At 39.2% G+C, this 16,814-nt stretch carries 17 protein-coding genes; 15 read left to right on the forward strand and 2 right to left on the reverse strand.

Annotated features, from left to right (window positions below; genetic code table 11):
• Positions 1–115 precede the first annotated feature (115 nt).
• The 12 genes from ACPC57_RS07505 to ACPC57_RS07560 all read left to right on the forward strand — a co-directional run bounded on the left by ACPC57_RS07505 (position 116) and on the right by ACPC57_RS07560 (position 11,785).
• On the forward strand, positions 116–988 hold the full coding sequence (locus ACPC57_RS07505; protein WP_217375172.1) for a carbohydrate ABC transporter permease: 873 nt from the start codon (positions 116–118) through the stop codon (positions 986–988).
• A 10-nt stretch (positions 989–998) separates the two neighbouring features.
• A complete protein-coding gene (locus ACPC57_RS07510; RefSeq protein ID WP_171989738.1) occupies positions 999–1,829 on the forward strand; it encodes a carbohydrate ABC transporter permease in 831 nt (276 codons plus the stop codon).
• 68 nt (positions 1,830–1,897) lie between these two features.
• On the forward strand, positions 1,898–3,346 hold the full coding sequence (gene gtfA / locus ACPC57_RS07515; RefSeq protein ID WP_318150422.1) for a sucrose phosphorylase: 1,449 nt from the start codon (positions 1,898–1,900) through the stop codon (positions 3,344–3,346).
• A 71-nt stretch (positions 3,347–3,417) separates the two neighbouring features.
• On the forward strand, positions 3,418–5,034 hold the full coding sequence (locus ACPC57_RS07520; protein WP_434065479.1) for a glycoside hydrolase family 13 protein: 1,617 nt from the start codon (positions 3,418–3,420) through the stop codon (positions 5,032–5,034).
• Between the two features lie 79 nt (positions 5,035–5,113).
• A complete protein-coding gene (upp, locus tag ACPC57_RS07525; protein ID WP_024391947.1) occupies positions 5,114–5,743 on the forward strand; it encodes a uracil phosphoribosyltransferase in 630 nt (209 codons plus the stop codon).
• Between the two features lie 100 nt (positions 5,744–5,843).
• On the forward strand, positions 5,844–6,455 hold the full coding sequence (locus tag ACPC57_RS07530) for an ATP-dependent Clp protease proteolytic subunit (RefSeq protein ID WP_277837118.1): 612 nt from the start codon (positions 5,844–5,846) through the stop codon (positions 6,453–6,455).
• A gap of 116 nt (positions 6,456–6,571) precedes the next feature.
• Positions 6,572–6,859 carry a DUF2129 domain-containing protein gene (locus ACPC57_RS07535; RefSeq protein WP_217374004.1) on the forward strand — a complete coding sequence of 96 codons (288 nt, stop codon included), beginning with the start codon at positions 6,572–6,574 and terminating at the stop codon, positions 6,857–6,859.
• Between the two features lie 164 nt (positions 6,860–7,023).
• Positions 7,024–8,193 carry an ABC transporter substrate-binding protein gene (locus ACPC57_RS07540; RefSeq protein ID WP_217374003.1) on the forward strand — a complete coding sequence of 390 codons (1,170 nt, stop codon included), beginning with the start codon at positions 7,024–7,026 and terminating at the stop codon, positions 8,191–8,193.
• Positions 8,194–8,473: 280 nt separating this feature from the next.
• Positions 8,474–9,361, forward strand: coding sequence for a branched-chain amino acid ABC transporter permease (locus tag ACPC57_RS07545; protein WP_024391943.1), 888 nt, complete (start codon positions 8,474–8,476; stop codon positions 9,359–9,361).
• A gap of 2 nt (positions 9,362–9,363) precedes the next feature.
• Positions 9,364–10,311, forward strand: a complete 948-nt coding sequence (locus ACPC57_RS07550; RefSeq protein ID WP_217374001.1) for a branched-chain amino acid ABC transporter permease — start codon at positions 9,364–9,366, stop codon at positions 10,309–10,311.
• On the forward strand, positions 10,311–11,075 hold the full coding sequence (locus ACPC57_RS07555) for an ABC transporter ATP-binding protein (protein WP_434066635.1): 765 nt from the start codon (positions 10,311–10,313) through the stop codon (positions 11,073–11,075). Before ACPC57_RS07550 ends, ACPC57_RS07555 begins: the two co-directional genes overlap by 1 nt.
• A complete protein-coding gene (locus ACPC57_RS07560) occupies positions 11,075–11,785 on the forward strand; it encodes an ABC transporter ATP-binding protein (RefSeq protein WP_217374000.1) in 711 nt (236 codons plus the stop codon). Before ACPC57_RS07555 ends, ACPC57_RS07560 begins: the two co-directional genes overlap by 1 nt.
• A 929-nt stretch (positions 11,786–12,714) precedes the next feature.
• Here ACPC57_RS07560 and ACPC57_RS07565 read toward each other — a convergent pair.
• Positions 12,715–13,359, reverse strand: a complete 645-nt coding sequence (locus ACPC57_RS07565; protein WP_277837082.1) for an HAD family hydrolase — start codon at positions 13,357–13,359, stop codon at positions 12,715–12,717.
• A gap of 109 nt (positions 13,360–13,468) precedes the next feature.
• On the opposite strand from ACPC57_RS07565, the gene ACPC57_RS07570 reads away from it, so the two are divergent.
• A complete protein-coding gene (locus ACPC57_RS07570; protein ID WP_434066636.1) occupies positions 13,469–14,596 on the forward strand; it encodes a glycerate kinase family protein in 1,128 nt (375 codons plus the stop codon).
• Positions 14,587–14,814, forward strand: coding sequence for a hypothetical protein (locus ACPC57_RS07575; RefSeq protein WP_434066637.1), 228 nt, complete (start codon positions 14,587–14,589; stop codon positions 14,812–14,814). Before ACPC57_RS07570 ends, ACPC57_RS07575 begins: the two co-directional genes overlap by 10 nt.
• 9 nt (positions 14,815–14,823) lie before the next feature.
• Here ACPC57_RS07575 and ACPC57_RS07580 read toward each other — a convergent pair whose 3' ends face one another.
• A complete protein-coding gene (locus ACPC57_RS07580) occupies positions 14,824–15,276 on the reverse strand; it encodes a DUF1694 domain-containing protein (RefSeq protein ID WP_434066638.1) in 453 nt (150 codons plus the stop codon).
• A gap of 149 nt (positions 15,277–15,425) precedes the next feature.
• Between ACPC57_RS07580 and eno the strand changes: the two genes are divergently transcribed.
• Positions 15,426–16,733, forward strand: coding sequence for a surface-displayed alpha-enolase (gene eno / locus ACPC57_RS07585; protein WP_024391935.1), 1,308 nt, complete (start codon positions 15,426–15,428; stop codon positions 16,731–16,733).
• Positions 16,734–16,814 lie beyond the last annotated feature (81 nt).

Raw genomic sequence — 16,814 nt, forward strand, 5'->3', positions numbered from 1 at the left:
CGGATTTCGCTTCTTACCCTTATAGTTGTTCCAATTCAGCTTTATCTCGAAGCCCCCTAAATTCAGATGGAGCTGAGTTGCAACAACTATAACAAACGCTAAAAGGAGTACCATGATGAATCAAAAAGGATTTGTTGCAAAATACTGGCCCTATCTATTTGTGGCGGTACCGATTGGATTACAGTTAATCTTTTTCTTCTATCCGCTGTTTACAGGGATTTACTATAGTCTAACAGACTGGAATGGATTAACCTCTGATTTTGACCTCATTGGTTTTCACAATTATCTGGATATTTTAAAAAATCCTGATTTTTACACATCAATGACCTTCACGATTATCTTCACCATTGGTTTGGTCATTGGTGAGATAGTGATTGGGATTTGGTTGGCCACCCTGCTCAATCGTAAGATTAAAGCAGTTGGTTTCTTTAGAACCTGGTATTTCTTCCCAGCTGTCTTGTCAACTGTTACTTTGGGTTTGATTTTTGTTCAGCTCTTTAACTATGGTTTTACTCAAATTGGTGAAGTCTTAAATATTGATTGGTTGAAGGAAAACTTGTTAGTGAATGAGAAAACTGTTATTCCTTCTGTCTTATTTGTTGCTTTGTGGCAAGGATTAGCCATGCCGGTCATCATTTTCTTGTCTGGTTTACAAAGTATACCAGTAGATGTCAAAGAAGCAGCAACGATTGACGGGGCAACTCGGTCTCAACAATTCTTTAATATTGAACTTCCATTTTTACTACCTTCCATTAGTATGGTCTTTATCTTGGCGATGAAATCAGGTTTGACCGCTTTCGACCTTATCTTTGCCCTGACAAGTGGTGGTCCAGATGGTAAGACAGAATCACTTGGTTTATTAGTCTATAACTATGCCTTTGTTGATAATAAGTTTTCGTATGCGAATGCTTTAGCGGTGGTCCTCTTTATCATTATCATTGTGATTTCGTTGATTCAGATGAAGATTTCTAAGAAATTTGAAGTATAGGAGAGTATATATGAACAAGCACAAACAGAAAAATTGGTGGGTTTACTTAGTTCTCTTTAGTGGGATATTGTTCATGTTTATTCCACTATTGGTGACCATTATCAGTTCTTTTAAACCAACAAAGGAAATTACAGGAAATTTCTTTGGTTTGCCACAAGAGTTTACATTGAGCAACTATGAACGCCTGTTTAATGATGGAATTGTTCAATATTTTAGTAACTCAGCTATTATTACAATTGTATCAATTGCCCTCATTTTATTGGTTATTCCAATGGCAGCTTTCGCCGTAGCCCGTCAAATGAAACGCCAGACAGTGTTTAACTTTATCTACTTTTTCTTGATTATTGGGATTTTTGTACCTTTCCAAGTGATTATGCTCCCAATGACCAAATTAATGTCAAGCCTTGGTTTGAACAATGTTGTCGGTTTGATTATTCTATATTTGACCTATGCAGTTCCTCAGGCCCTCTTCCTATACGTCGGCTATATTAAGACCATTGTTCCTGAAGAAATGGATGAGGCGGCAGCTATTGATGGCTGTGATAAGTTTACCATGTATTGGAAAATTATTTTCCCTCTGATGAAACCGATGCATGCGACGGTATTGATCATCAATGCATTGTGGGTGTGGAATGACTTCCTTTTGCCACTCCTAGTATTAAACAGAGATCAAGCTATGTGGACCTTGCCCTTGTTCCAGTATAATTACAAAGGAATGTACTTTAGTGACTACGGTCCATCATTTGCTTCCTATGTTGTAGGAATTATCCCAATCCTACTTGTCTACCTAATCTTCCAAAAACATATTATTTCAGGTATGACGAGTGGTTCTGTCAAATAAATCTAAAGGTTGACTTGTTCAACCTTTTCTAACAATGAAAAAAGAAAAGGCTTACGAGGAAGAAATCTATGAAAATTAAAAATCAAGCTATGTTGATTACTTATTCGGATAGTTTAGGAAAGAATCTCAAGGATTTGAAAAATGTTCTTGAGGGGCCATTAAAGGATGTTGTGGGAGGTATCCATATTCTGCCGTTTTTCCCATCATCAGGTGACCGTGGGTTTGCGCCAATGGATTATACAAAGGTAGATCCTGCATTTGGAGATTGGTCAGATATTGAAGCATTGAGCAAGGACTATTATCTGATGTTCGATTTTATGATCAATCATATTTCTGCAAAATCTCCTTATTTCCTTGATTTTCTTGAAAAGAAAGATGAATCAGCTTATGCGGATTTGTTTATTCGCTATAAAAACTTTTGGCCAAATGGAGAACCAACACAAGAAGATGTTGATTTGATCTATAAGCGTAAACCTCGTGCTCCATATCGAATTGCAACATTTGCTGATGGTAGCGAGGAGAAGGTATGGTGTACCTTTGATGAGCAACAGATTGACTTGGATGTGACTACAGAGACGACACGCCAGTTCATCCAAGAAAATCTGGAACAGTTGGCAGAACATGGTGCTTCGATCATTCGTTTGGACGCCTTTGCTTATGCTAATAAAAAAATAGGAACCAACTGTTTCTTTGTGGAGCCTGATATTTGGGAAATGCTCCATTTTCCACGTCAGTTATTGGCACCAAAAGATGTAGAAATCTTGCCAGAAATTCATGAACACTACACCATTCAGCAGAAAATTGCGGAACAGGATTATTATGTTTATGACTTTGCCTTGCCAATGCTAGTTCTCCACGCTTTGTATTCTGGTCATGTCAATCGCCTGATTCACTGGATGGAGATTTGCCCTCGCAAGCAATTTACAACTCTTGATACACATGATGGAATAGGTGTTGTGGACGTAAAAGATTTGCTGACGGATGAGGAGATAGAGGAAACGCGTGAAGCCTTGTATGCACAAGGTGCCAATGTGAAGAAAATTTATAGTACAGAAGCTTATAATAATTTGGATATTTATCAGATTAACTGTACTTATTATTCTGCCCTTGGCAATAACGATCAAGCTTACCTATTAGCGCGTGTTCTACAATGTTTTGCACCAGGTATTCCACAGATTTACTATGTTGGTTTACTTGCAGGCGAAAATGATATTGAACTTTTAGAATCAAGTAAGGAAGGTCGCAATATCAATCGCCATTACTATGATTTGGATGAAATTGAGCAGCAAGTGCAACGTCCTGTGGTACAATCCTTGTTTAAACTCTTAAAATTCCGCAATACAAGTCCAGCTTTCGACGGAGAGTTCTCTGTTAAGATGTTGGATGAAACAAGTATGGAAATTTTCTGGAATAATCAAGATGCAGGGGTATCTGCCCGCCTAACAGCAAATCTAAAAGAAAAATCCTTTGAAATTGTTGAAATAGAAGAGGAAAAAATTACTACAATTGAGTTATAATATGATTATATAGAAAGAGGGGGATTCCCCTTTTTCTTGCGTAAATTAGATTGTACAGAAAGGTTCAATACATGTCAGAAATACAAAAAACAGATTGGTGGAAGAAGTCCGTCATTTACCAAATTTACCCTCGTAGTTTTCAAGATTCAAATGGAGATGGAGTAGGGGATATTCGAGGGATTATCAGCAGATTAGATTATCTTCACGAGCTTGGAATTGATGCTATTTGGCTCAGTCCTGTTTATCAGTCACCCATGGATGACAATGGTTACGACATCAGTGACTACCAAGGAATTGCTCCAGAATTTGGGACCATGGAAGATATGGAAGAGCTGATTGCAGAAGGCCATAAGCGCAATATCAAAATAATCATGGATTTGGTGCTCAATCATACCTCGGATGAACATTTTTGGTTTCAAGAAGCCCTCAAAGGACCAGATAATCCCTACTATGACTATTATGTTTGGGCTGATGAACCGAATGAATTACGCTCGACCTTCTCTGGCTCTGCTTGGGAATACGTTCCACATCTGAACAAATACTATCTCCACCAATTCTCTGTTAAGCAACCGGATTTGAACTGGAAAAATCCTGCTATGAAACAAGAAATCTGGGATATGATCAATTTTTGGATTGAAAAAGGTGTTGGCGGTTTCAGGCTAGATGTGATTGATTTGATTGGAAAAGAACCGGAAAAATTAATTACAGCCGACGGACCGACTCTCCATCCTCTTATTCAGGAATTAAATGAGAAAACCTTTGGTGCTTACGACTTAGTGACTGTTGGGGAGACATGGAGTGCCAATCCAGAAAATGCTCAGTTATATTCGCATCCTGATCGAAAAGAATTTTCGATGATTTTCCAATTTGAACATGTAGGACTTGATCAGCAGGAAGGGAAAGAAAAGTGGGATTTGGCACCGCTTGATCCAGCTCGTTTGCATAACGTTCTATCCAAATGGCAGACTGAACTGGTTGGTAAAGGCTGGAACTCACTTTTCTGGAATAATCATGATTTACCTCGTGCCATTTCTCGCTTCGGTGATGATCGACCTGCATTTCGTGAGCTAAGTGGTAAAATGTTGGCTATTTATCTTCATTTTATGTCAGGGACTCCTTATATCTACCAAGGTGAGGAAATCGGTATGATTAATACGCCAATTACAGATATTAACCAGGCAGATGATATTGAAACACGTCGCATGTATGCGGAACGGATTGAAAATGGCTTTACCAAGGAGGAATTGATTACTTCTATAAATGCCAAAGGTCGTGATAATGCTCGCCGTCCAATGCAATGGACAGGAGCAGAAGGAGCAGGCTTCAGTACAGGTCAAGCCTGGCTGGCTTTTGGAGATACTGTCAAAGACATCAACGTTGAAAAAGCACTTGCAGACAAACAATCTCTTTTCTATACCTATCAAAAATTAATCGCTCTTCGGAAAGAGTATCCTTGTATGTCCGAAGGAAAATATGAAGTGATGGAGACTGGAAATAGCTCGGTAATGGCCTACCGTAAATATGATGAACAGGATGATTTCATCATTCTGGTGAATTTCACAAGTGATGAGCAAGCCTTCGAAGTATCGAGCGAGGGATATTCCCTGTTTATGCATAATTACGAAGAGGCTGCATTTTTGGCTGGACAATTATTGAGACCGTATGAGGCAATCGTTCTCAAAAAATAAGATAATTTTCAATATTCACGAGCTTTTTTCATGAATTTTTGGTAAAATAGAAAAAACAAAAAAGAGAGGTTTCATCATCATGGGTAAATTCCAAGTCATTTCACACCCACTCATTCAGCATAAATTGTCTATCCTTCGTAGAACAACAACTTCTACAAAAGATTTCCGTGAGTTGGTCAATGAAATTGCCATGTTAATGGGCTACGAAGTATTGCGTGACTTGCCACTTGAAGATGTGGAAATTGAAACACCGATTACAAAAACAGTTCAAAAACAAATTGCAGGTAAGAAATTAGCTATTGTGCCAATTCTTCGTGCTGGTATTGGTATGGTCGATGGATTGCTTAGCTTGGTTCCGGCAGCTAAAGTTGGTCATATTGGTATGTACCGCGATGAAGAAACCTTACAACCAGTTGAATACCTTGTGAAATTGCCAGAAGATATTGATCAACGCCATATCTTGGTAGTAGACCCAATGTTAGCAACTGGTGGTTCAGCAATTCTTGCAGTGGATTCCTTGAAAAAACGTGGAGCTTCAAATATTAAATTTGTCGCCTTGGTATCCGCTCCAGAAGGTGTGAAAGCACTTCAAGATGCACATCCAGATATCGATATCTTTACAGCAGCCTTGGATGAAAAACTCAATGATAAAGGCTATATCGTTCCAGGTCTTGGAGATGCTGGTGATCGCCTTTTCGGTACTAAATAATCTCCGTAAGAAATCAGTTGAGCTGATTTCTTTTTTCTGGTTTTAAATCGTGTTTTTTATTTGACCAATTTTGACTATTCTTATATAATGGGAAAAGAAAATCTCGAAAAGGAGTAAATTTATGATTCCAGTAGTTATTGAACAAACTAGTCGCGGTGAGCGCTCGTATGATATTTATTCACGTTTGCTGAAAGACCGCATCATTATGTTGACAGGTCCGGTTGAGGACAATATGGCCAATTCGATTATTGCCCAATTGCTTTTCCTAGATGCACAAGATCCAACAAAAGATATTTATCTCTATGTAAATACACCAGGGGGTTCTGTTTCTGCAGGTCTTGCCATCGTGGATACAATGAACTTCATTAAAGCAGACGTACAGACAATTGTAATGGGTACTGCAGCAAGTATGGGAACAATCATTGCTTCAAGTGGTACAAAAGGCAAACGTTTCATGCTTCCTAATGCAGAATACCTGATTCACCAACCAATGGGAGGCACTGGTGGTGGTACTCAGCAAACTGACATGGCAATTGCAGCAGAACACCTCTTAAATACTCGTAACAAGTTAGAAAAAATCTTGGCGGAAAATTCTGGTAAGACAGTCAAACAAATCCATAAGGATGCAGAACGTGACTATTGGATGTCTGCTGAAGAAACCTTGGCATACGGCTTTATCGACCAAATTATGTATAATACAAAGACTAAGTAATGTTGTTTCTATAAGATTATTCTTACATGCTCTGATGATCGACTTGATTGTTGGAGCTTTTCATTTTTAATTGAAAGCGGTATAATATAGGAAGAATCAATTTTAGAGGAGTTGACATGTTTGAGAAGAAAGATCGGATTAGTTTAGCAGTATATTTACATTATAACCGTGATGCCCGTAAATTAAACCAATATGGAGATATCGTCTATCATTCCAAACGCTTACGGTATGTTCTTGTCTATATGGATAAAGATAAAGTAGATGTGGCCATTACAAAACTAAAGAAGGAGAAGTTTGTTAAAAAATTAGTTCCTTCATATATAAAAGAATTGGATCAAAACTTTGTAGGGAGTCTATGGCGTGAATCGATTGATAAGCCAGAGCCAGCCCGCATATCGTCATAATGGTAATATGGAGTCATCAGTAATGATGGCTTTTTTTGTGAATTATTTGGAGAATTATTAAAATTTTAATTTTTTTAAAAATTTTGTTCATTTTTATTGACAATTTTCAGATAATTCTGTATATTAGATACATGTTAAATTTAAGAAAGTTTTAAGGTATTTTCATGAAAACAAGAAAATTTGCAGTAGCAATCGCTACATTTGCTTCAGCAGCTCTCCTCGCTGCCTGTGGCAATGTTTCAACAACCAATACATCCGCAGCTGGTTCAACTATTGGGGAAACATTTAAAATCGGTTATAACTTGGAGTTATCTGGTGCTGTTTCATCTTATGGTCAAACAGAAGAAAAAGGTGCCAACCTTGCAGTAAAAGAAATCAATGCTGCTGGTGGTATTGATGGCAAAAAGATTGAAGTTATCACAAAAGACAATAAATCTGAAACCGCTGAAGCTGCAACGGTTGCAACAAGCTTGGCAAGTGAGGGTGCAAACGTCGTGATCGGCCCTGCTACATCAGGAGCTTCAGCAGCATCTATTCCAGCTTTAACTTCAGCAGGTGTTCCAATGATTTCTCCTTCAGGTACACAAACAAACTTGGTTGAAAATGATAAAGGTGAGGTACAAGAATACTTCTTCCGTACAACCTTTACAGATGGATACCAAGGTGAAATCATGGCTAAGTACGCTACTGAAAACTTGTCAGCTAAGAAAGTTGTTCTTTACTTTGACAACTCATCTGATTACGGTAAAGGTGTAGCTGAGGCCTTCAAGAAAGCTTACACAGGAGAAATTGTTTCAGAAATTACATTTGCTTCTGGTGATAAAGACTTCCAAGCTGCATTGACAAAATTGAAAGACAAAGAATTCGATGCTATCATTATGCCTGGTTATTACAATGAAACTGGTACAATTGTGAAACAAGCGCGTGGTCTTGGTATCGAACAGCCAATCCTTGGTTCAGACGGTTTCGATTCTCCACAATTTACTGAGTTGGCAACTGCTTCAGCAGCTTCAAACGTTTACTACCTTTCAGCATTTGTAACATCAGCAAGTGAAAAAGCACAAGCATTCTACGATGCATATGTGAAAGAATACAACGAAGAGCCATCAATGTTCTCAGCTCTTGCATATGACTCAGTTTATATGGCAGCAGAAGCAGCAAAAGGTGCAAAAGATTCAGTAGCTGTGAAAGATAACCTTGCAGCTTTGAAAGACTTCGAAGGTGTTACTGGTACCATGTCTATTGATGAGAACCATAACGTTGTGAAATCAGTTTATGTTGTTGGTTTGACAAATGGTGAGCAATCTTCAGTGGATACAATTTCAGCTGACTAATAAAAAGATAGAAGAGGGATTTCCCTCTTTTTTCAAATTATGTTATCTTTGCTACATCGCTTAAAAAGTGTTTATTCTTCTGCTTGTACAAATTGATCATACGAATTTTAAGGAGACAATGCAGACTTTTGAGTGGACATAACTGTTTGATTAGCTCAGATTTATTTTACCCTTTATGTGGCTGATGAGTGGCAATCGAACTTGCTTATTTTCAGAAAATTTTGTATAATGTAATAATGCTTACTGAGCTAGAAAAATATTTAGAAAGATTGGTGAACCTATGCTTCAACAACTTGTCAATGGTTTGATTCTTGGTTCTGTTTACGCACTATTAGCCCTTGGGTATACCATGGTGTACGGAATCATCAAACTCATTAACTTTGCCCACGGTGACCTATACATGATGGGTGCGTTTATGGGGTATTTTCTATTAAATAATTTAACGTTTATTGGCGATGGAGGAACTCGTTTCTTTATTGCACTTATTCTGGCAATGGTAGGAACAGCTATTCTCGGTGTTGTAATAGAGTTTTTGGCCTATCGTCCTTTGCGAAATTCAACACGTATTGCTGCCTTGATTACAGCTATCGGAGTTTCTTTCTTCCTGGAATACACTATGATTAAGTTCTTTTCGGCTGATGTAAAAGCATTCCCACAAGCAATTGAGGCAGTAACCTTCCACTTGGGTCCAGTTTCTGTAACCAATATTCAGTTGATTATTCTTGGTGTCTCATTGTTCTTGATGATTGCTCTACAATTAATCGTGAAGCGTACAAAAATGGGGAAAGCCATGCGTGCGGTTTCAGTTGATAGTGATGCAGCGCAGTTGATGGGGATTAACGTAAACCGTACGATCAGCTTTACTTTTGCTCTTGGATCAGCCCTTGCTGGTGCAGCCGGTGTTCTTTTAGGCCTTTATTACAACCAAATCGAGCCTTTGATGGGGATGACACCAGGTTTGAAAGCCTTTGTTGCTGCGGTATTAGGTGGTATTGGTATTATTCCAGGTGCGGCTCTTGGTGGATTTGTTATCGGTATTATTGAAACCTTCACCTATGTGATAAGTTTAGATACATTCCGTGATGCAATCGTGTACGCTGTGCTTATTATCATCCTCTTGGTACGTCCGAGTGGTATCCTTGGTAAGAATGTGAAAGAGAAGGTGTAACCATGAAGCAAAATTTAAAAGTTAATGCGATTTGGTTGGCTATCTTTTTAGCTGGTTTTGGTCTGATTCAAGGTCTTGTTGCAGCAGGGATTTTAAACTTCTACTATATCCAAATTGTGCAACAAATCGGTATTCAAATTATCTTGGCAGTTGGTTTAAACTTGATTGTTGGTTTCTCTGGTCAATTTTCTCTAGGTCATGCTGGTTTTATGGCTATTGGAGCATATTCTGTCGGGATTATTGGTAAAATGATGCCATCCTACGGTGGATTTGCTGTTGCGTTGATTGTTGGAATGTTGATTTCAGGTGCAGTTGCTTTGTTGGTTGGTATCCCAACCTTGCGCTTAAAGGGTGACTATCTTGCAATTGCGACTCTTGGTGTTGCAGAAATCATTCGTATTTTGATTATCAACGGTGGAAGTCTTACTAACGGTGCAGCTGGTATCATGTCTATTCCACTCTTTACAAGCTGGCCTTTAGTTTATATTTTTGTTATTATCACAACCTTGGTAACAGTAAACTTCTTACGTAGCCCAATGGGAAGAGCAACGATTTCAGTTCGTGAGGACGAAATTGCAGCTGAGTCTGTCGGTGTTAATCCGACATTTGTTAAGGTTTCAGCCTTTGTCTTCGGTGCCATGACAGCAGCCATTGCAGGTGGTCTCCATGCAGGTTATGTTGGAACAATTGTTCCTAAAGACTTTGCCTTCATGACTTCAGTGAATATTTTGATTGTCATTGTATTAGGTGGTTTGGGTTCAATCACTGGTACCTTTGTGGCAGCTATTGTACTTGGTATCTTGAACGTCTTCTTGAAGAGTTATTCAGATATTTCAATGATCATTTACTCATTGGCACTGATTCTTTTGATGATCTTCCGTCCTGGTGGTCTTTTAGGAACCAAAGAATTTAGCGTAGCAGCTCTACTCAAGAAGAAGGAGGTTAAGTAATGGTATTACTTGAAGTAAAAGATTTAACCAAGAACTTCGGTGGACTAACTGCTGTTGGTGATGTAACCATGGAGCTCCATGAAGGAGAATTGGTTGGGCTTATCGGTCCTAACGGTGCTGGTAAAACAACGCTTTTTAACCTTTTAACTGGAGTTTATGAACCGAGCGAAGGTACAATCACTCTTGCTGGTACACTTTTAAATGGTAAAGCGCCATCAAAAATCGCCTCACTTGGTCTTGGTCGGACATTCCAAAATATCCGACTCTTCAAAAACATGACCGTTTTAGAAAATGTTTTGATTGGTCTTGGCAACCATGGGAAAGCAGAAGTTTTTGCAAGTTTTTTCCGTCTTCCAGCATTCTATAAGAATGAAGAATCCTTGAGAACAAAAGCGATTGAACTTTTGAAAATTTTTGATTTGGATGGCGATGCAGATACTCTAGCTAAAAATCTTCCATACGGCCAACAACGTCGTTTGGAAATCGTTCGTGCTCTTGCGACTGAACCAAAAATTCTTTTCTTGGATGAACCTGCAGCTGGTATGAACCCACAAGAAACAGCAGAATTGACCCAACTCATCCGTAAAATCAAGGAAGAATTTAACATCACGATCATGTTGATTGAACATGATATGAGTCTTGTTATGGAAGTTACAGAGCGAATTTATGTATTGGAATATGGCCGTTTAATCGCGCATGGAACTCCTGCAGAAATCCGTAGCAACAAACGTGTCATTGAAGCATACCTCGGAGGTGAAGCCTAATGCCAATGTTAAAAGTTGAAAATTTATCGGTACATTATGGCGTCATTGAGGCAGTAAAAAATGTATCATTTGAAGTAAACGAAGGAGAGGTCGTTACCTTGATTGGTGCCAATGGTGCAGGTAAAACCTCTATCCTTCGTACGATTTCTGGACTTGTTCGCCCATCTTCAGGAACGATTTCTTTCCTTGGAAATGAGATTCAAAAAGTTCCAGCCCGTAAAATTGTAGCAGATGGTTTATCACAAGTTCCAGAAGGCCGTCATGTTTTTGCAGGTTTGACCGTTATGGAAAACTTGGAGATGGGTGCCTTCCTACGCAATAATCGTGAAGAGAACCAAGCAAACTTGAAGAAAATATTTGCTCGTTTCCCACGCTTGGAAGAACGAAAAAATCAGGATGCTGCTACCCTATCAGGTGGTGAACAACAGATGTTAGCAATGGGACGTGCACTCATGAGCCAACCAAAACTCTTACTCCTTGATGAACCTTCAATGGGACTAGCACCAATCTTCATCCAAGAAATTTTTGATATTATCCAAGATATTCAAAAACAAGGCACAACTGTTCTCTTGATTGAACAAAATGCCAACAAAGCCCTCGCCATCGCTGACCGCGGCTACGTCCTCGAAACAGGAAAAGTCGTCGTCTCAGGAACAGGAAAAGAACTCCTCGCCTCAGAAGAAGTCAAAAAAGCATATCTGGGTGGCTAAAAAGGTCCGGGGGACCTTTTTAGGTAGGAAATGAGAAACGCCGGCAGGCGTTTTTCTATATATCAAGGTCCGGTGGACCTTTTTAGGTTGGAAATGAGAACCGCTGGTAAGCGGTTTTCTTTATATCAAGGTACGGTGGACCTTTTTAGGTTGGAAATGAGAACCGCTGGTAAGCGGTATTCTTTATATCAAGGTCCGGTGGACCTTTTTAGGTTGGAAATAGGAAAAAAAAGTCTTTAGGGGCTTTTACTTTATCCCCCAACTCTGACGGGTTGTTTTAGGTAGGAAATGAGAAACGCCGGCAGGCGTTTTTCTATATATCAAGGTTCGGTGGACTTTTTTAGGTTGGAAATAGGAAAAGAAAAAGTCTTTCAAAGCTGTAATCAGTTAACGATTTCGCTCTCAACACAGTGAAGTATCATGTTTTGAAAACAAACAACGAAATAATAGGAAGTTGTCGCGATTCAAAGGAGAGTATGTTTTTATTTTTCTTTTATCATAAAGAAACAACCACTCGAAAACATTTTTAAAATTGTTTTTAAGTGGTTGTTTAACATTATGTAGTAGAATACTTTTTGGGTAAGTATTGCTTGAGGCTGGGCAGAAAGTCCAGCATCGCTTCTCAGAGTTTGTGCCAACATCTCAGCGCAGTGGTTGATTGGCAGATTTGTTCGTGTTTCACACTCCAAATCTGACCTAATCAACTGTGCGGGGGTGGGAAGACGAACTCTTTTTAGACTGGTCGAGTTCTTTCCCACTCCCATCGTTGTTTTTGAGAGTGTTTGGTAATTCTCCATTGTAAGAATATTTAATGATATGATTTATGCATTTGATACCAATTCCCATAAACAATATCTATTGACAAAAAATAACTACTGAATTTTTATGACAACTGCGCATGGAAAAATATAAAAATTTTGGTAAGTGTATTAACTTAGAAGAAAATCACTCAGTTGAGCTACATTCTTTACAATACAAGTCGCACCTGCTTTTTCAAACTCTTCAGTATTTCCATAGCCGTAAAGAACTCCGATTGCAGGAAGTTGGTTCATGTGAGCACCTTCTATATCATGCTCTCTGTCACCGACCATGACTGCAGGTTGAGGAAAATTGCCTAATTGTTTCAGCGCATATGCAATCACATCTGCCTTACTGATACGACTATTGTCCAGACTTGCTCCCGCAATCACATCAAAAAAATGATCAATTTCAAAATGTTTAAGGATTTGTTTTGCGAATAATTCCGGTTTCGAAGTAGCAATCACAAGGGTTTTGCCGGCAGACTTTAACTTTTCAAGAAGTAGAACAATTCCAGGATAAAGTTGATTTTCAAACATTCCCTTTTCTTTAAAATAGATGCGAAAAGCATCGACTGCAGCCTGTGTTTCTTCCGGGTTCAATTGATAGAACTGTGAAAAAGATTCATAGAGTGGCGGTCCGATGAACCGTCTCAAATGATCTGGCTTCGTTTCTTCAATCCCCATTTTTTCGAGTGCAAAGGCAACGGAATTTAAAATGCCTTGACCAGAATCTGTTAATGTTCCATCTAAATCAAATAATATAGTTTGATACATAGCTGCCTCCTTTCTTTCAGTATATCATACTCTTTTAAAATCTGATAGGAATTATTGAAAGCTTCTTTTGGGAATGGTATACTAATAATATAAAGGAGGTTGGTCCACTATGCATATTCTCATAGCGCCAGATTCGTTTAAAGAATCTCTCTCAGCAGCACAGGTCGCTGAAGCGATTAAACTTGGATTTTCAAAGGTTTATCCTCATGCAAGCTATGACTTACTTCCCTTGGGTGATGGTGGGGAAGGTACTGTTGAGAGTTTGACAGATGCCTTATCGCTGGATGTGAAACGTACCTATGTTACTGGTCCATTTGGAGACAAAGTCAAGGTTACCTATGCGATGAAAGATGACCTTGCAGTGTTTGAAATGGCTGCAATAGTTGGCCTTGGCAGTATTCCACACGAAAAAAGAAATCCGCTTTTGCTCAAAACAGAAGGAATTGGAGAGCTAATCGTTGAACTTGTGCAAAATGGAGCTCAGAGAATTTTAATTGGTGTTGGCGGATCTGCTAGTCATGATGGTGGCATTGGTATGGCATCAGGTCTTGGTGTTAGATTTTATGACTGTGATGGAAATGAGGTCGAGGCTATAGGTGCTCATTTGGGAAAGATAGTACGCTATTCAACAGACGAAATGTTGGTGGACTTATCCCAAGTTAGGATTGACCTGGTTACGGATGTGAATAATCCACTTTGTGGGCCTTTGGGTGCAACTTATGTTTTTGCGGGTCAGAAAGGTCTAGCGCCTGAAGAGTTTGAACGTATTGATGAAGAAATGGCTGAGTTTTATAATAATGTGAATCCCAAAATACTTGCTGTAAGTGGAGCAGGTGCTGGTGGAGGTATGGCTGCTGGATTGGTCCAATTTGCTGGTGCACATATCCAAAAGGGTGTAGATTTTGTCATGAATCAATTGAGTTTTGATCACCGAGTTGCTGAGGCTGATCTTGTTATTGTGGGTGAGGGTCGGATGGATATCCAGAGTCTAGCAGGGAAAACTCCGATAGGAGTGGCTCGACGAACACCAGATGGAGTTCCTATCATTGCGATATGTGGCAGTCTCAAAGATGACCTACCTGATTTTCCTTTTGAAAATATCTGCGCCGCATTTCCTATCATCGCAAGTGTTGACAGTTTAGAACACACGCTCAAAAATGCAGAAAAAAACCTGATCCGTACAGCAGAACAGGTGGCAAGAGTCATTCAATTAGGAGGAACTGTAAGATGGAATTGATGAAATCAATGGCAACTATCTTATTTATTCTAATTTGTCTGGCAAAGCAGCAAACCCTTGTAAGTCTTTCTAAGAATGAAAGAGGGACAGAATCGAATGTATTGAAAGGAAATGGAACTATTTTCTTTTTCAATGAAAAAAATGATATAGGCAGATTGCCAGGAATTCTGTGTTTATTAAGTATGATTATTTGTCTTGTACTTATTTTTGTTCATTGATAAATCAGTCTATCCAAATAATTTTTTCCAGAAGGAAGGTTTTGTATCTTCCTTTTTTTCTTCTATTAAGAAAATATTTGGAAATACTGATTCTAAGGTAACATCTTCTCTATCTACAGCATGGTCAGTATGAAAAATCAAAGCATATGGTGATTGACCAACTTTCTCGTCAATAATAGCTGAAGTAATGCTGTGAGTTTGTGCCACTTTCATCAGCGAAATCTGTTGCTTATCTGATAGAGAGGGGGATAGTTTAAGAAAGAGCGGTTGGTAGTTACTAACTAATTTTTGGCAAATCTGATTGAAGTCCTGAGAGACCTGTTCCTTTGCCAATTCGTCAAAAGAAAGTAGGAGAACAACCCGCTCCCGGTAGGTTCCCATGTACAGACGTTGTTCATCCGGATTTAGACGAGTTTCCCCGGAAGCCTTTCTTAAAATACTTGTATTTATATCGTTATTCATAATATTAGTATAACATAAAACTATGTAAGAAAAAAGGAAGACGTTTACATTACTTCATTCTGTAAAAATACCGACTTTTTCTTGAAAAAGTCGGTATTTTAGGGTATGATAGCAATGTAACAATTTTAAACTCAAAGGAGAGTAATATAATGTCAATTATTACTGATGTTTACGCTCGCGAAGTCCTTGACTCACGCGGTAACCCTACACTTGAAGTTGAAGTTTATACTGAATCAGGTGCTTTCGGACGTGGTATGGTTCCTTCAGGAGCTTCTACTGGTGAGCACGAAGCAGTTGAGCTTCGCGACGGTGACAAATCACGTTACCTTGGTCTTGGTACTCAAAAAGCTGTTGACAACGTGAACAACGTGATTGCTGATGCTATCATCGGTTTCGACGTTCGTGATCAACAAGCTATCGACCGCGCTATGATCGCTCTTGACGGTACTCCTAACAAAGGTAAATTGGGTGCAAACGCAATCCTCGGTGTTTCTATCGCTGTTGCGCGTGCTGCTGCTGACTACCTTGAAGTGCCACTTTACACTTACCTTGGCGGATTCAACACTAAAGTATTGCCAACTCCAATGATGAACATCATCAACGGTGGTTCTCACTCTGACGCTCCAATCGCTTTCCAAGAATTCATGATTGTACCAGTTGGTGCTCCATCATTCAAAGAAGGTCTTCGTTGGGGTGCTGAAGTATTCCACGCTTTGAAAAAAATCTTGAAAGCTCGTGGTTTGGTAACAGCTGTTGGTGACGAAGGTGGTTTCGCTCCTAAATTTGAAGGTACTGAAGATGGCGTTGAAACAATCATCGAAGCTATCGAAGCTGCTGGATACGAAGCTGGCGAAAACGGCATTATGATCGGTTTCGACTGTGCATCATCTGAATTCTTCGACAAAGAACGTAAAGTTTACGATTACACTAAATTCGAAGGTGAAGGCGCTGCTGTTCGTACATCTGCAGAACAAATCGACTACCTTGAAGAATTGGTTAACAAATACCCAATCATCACTATCGAAGATGGTATGGATGAAAACGACTGGGATGGCTGGAAAGCTCTTACTGAGCGCCTTGGCAAACGCGTTCAATTGGTTGGTGACGACTTCTTCGTAACAAACACTGACTACCTTGCACGTGGTATCAAAGAAGGTGCTGCTAACTCAATCCTTATCAAAGTTAACCAAATCGGTACTCTTACTGAAACATTTGAAGCTATCGAAATGGCTAAAGAAGCTGGTTACACTGCCGTTGTATCACACCGTTCAGGTGAAACTGAAGATTCAACAATCGCTGACATCGCAGTTGCAACTAACGCTGGCCAAATCAAAACAGGTTCATTGTCACGTACAGACCGTATTGCTAAATACAACCAATTGCTTCGTATTGAAGATCAACTTGGTGAAGTTGCAGTCTACAAAGGCTTGAACTCATTCTACAACCTTAGAAAATAAAACAGTCTGGGAGACTGTTTTATCCCCGAGCTAGAATAGCGAGGGTTATAATAAGAACAAGTCTGGAAATAACCAGACTTG

The sequence above is a fragment of the Streptococcus sp. VTCC 12886 genome, assembly GCF_049893425.1.
In the GTDB taxonomy this organism is placed as follows: Bacteria; Bacillota; Bacilli; order Lactobacillales; family Streptococcaceae; genus Streptococcus; species Streptococcus suis_AA.

Bases quoted from the DNA above. Each gene is read 5' to 3' on its own strand.
- ACPC57_RS07505 (WP_217375172.1), top strand. From the start codon at position 116: ATGAATCAAAAAGGATTTGTTGCAAAATACTGGCCCTATCTATTTGTG.
- ACPC57_RS07510 (WP_171989738.1), top strand. From the start codon at position 999: ATGAACAAGCACAAACAGAAAAATTGGTGGGTTTACTTAGTTCTCTTT.
- gtfA (WP_318150422.1), top strand. From the start codon at position 1,898: ATGAAAATTAAAAATCAAGCTATGTTGATTACTTATTCGGATAGTTTA.
- ACPC57_RS07520 (WP_434065479.1), top strand. From the start codon at position 3,418: ATGTCAGAAATACAAAAAACAGATTGGTGGAAGAAGTCCGTCATTTAC.
- upp (WP_024391947.1), top strand. From the start codon at position 5,114: ATGGGTAAATTCCAAGTCATTTCACACCCACTCATTCAGCATAAATTG.
- ACPC57_RS07535 (WP_217374004.1), top strand. From the start codon at position 6,572: ATGTTTGAGAAGAAAGATCGGATTAGTTTAGCAGTATATTTACATTAT.
- ACPC57_RS07540 (WP_217374003.1), top strand. From the start codon at position 7,024: ATGAAAACAAGAAAATTTGCAGTAGCAATCGCTACATTTGCTTCAGCA.
- ACPC57_RS07545 (WP_024391943.1), top strand. From the start codon at position 8,474: ATGCTTCAACAACTTGTCAATGGTTTGATTCTTGGTTCTGTTTACGCA.
- ACPC57_RS07550 (WP_217374001.1), top strand. From the start codon at position 9,364: ATGAAGCAAAATTTAAAAGTTAATGCGATTTGGTTGGCTATCTTTTTA.
- ACPC57_RS07555 (WP_434066635.1), top strand. From the start codon at position 10,311: ATGGTATTACTTGAAGTAAAAGATTTAACCAAGAACTTCGGTGGACTA.
- ACPC57_RS07560 (WP_217374000.1), top strand. From the start codon at position 11,075: ATGCCAATGTTAAAAGTTGAAAATTTATCGGTACATTATGGCGTCATT.
- ACPC57_RS07565 (WP_277837082.1), bottom strand. From the start codon at position 13,359: ATGTATCAAACTATATTATTTGATTTAGATGGAACATTAACAGATTCT.
- ACPC57_RS07570 (WP_434066636.1), top strand. From the start codon at position 13,469: ATGCATATTCTCATAGCGCCAGATTCGTTTAAAGAATCTCTCTCAGCA.
- ACPC57_RS07575 (WP_434066637.1), top strand. From the start codon at position 14,587: ATGGAATTGATGAAATCAATGGCAACTATCTTATTTATTCTAATTTGT.
- ACPC57_RS07580 (WP_434066638.1), bottom strand. From the start codon at position 15,276: ATGAATAACGATATAAATACAAGTATTTTAAGAAAGGCTTCCGGGGAA.
- eno (WP_024391935.1), top strand. From the start codon at position 15,426: ATGTCAATTATTACTGATGTTTACGCTCGCGAAGTCCTTGACTCACGC.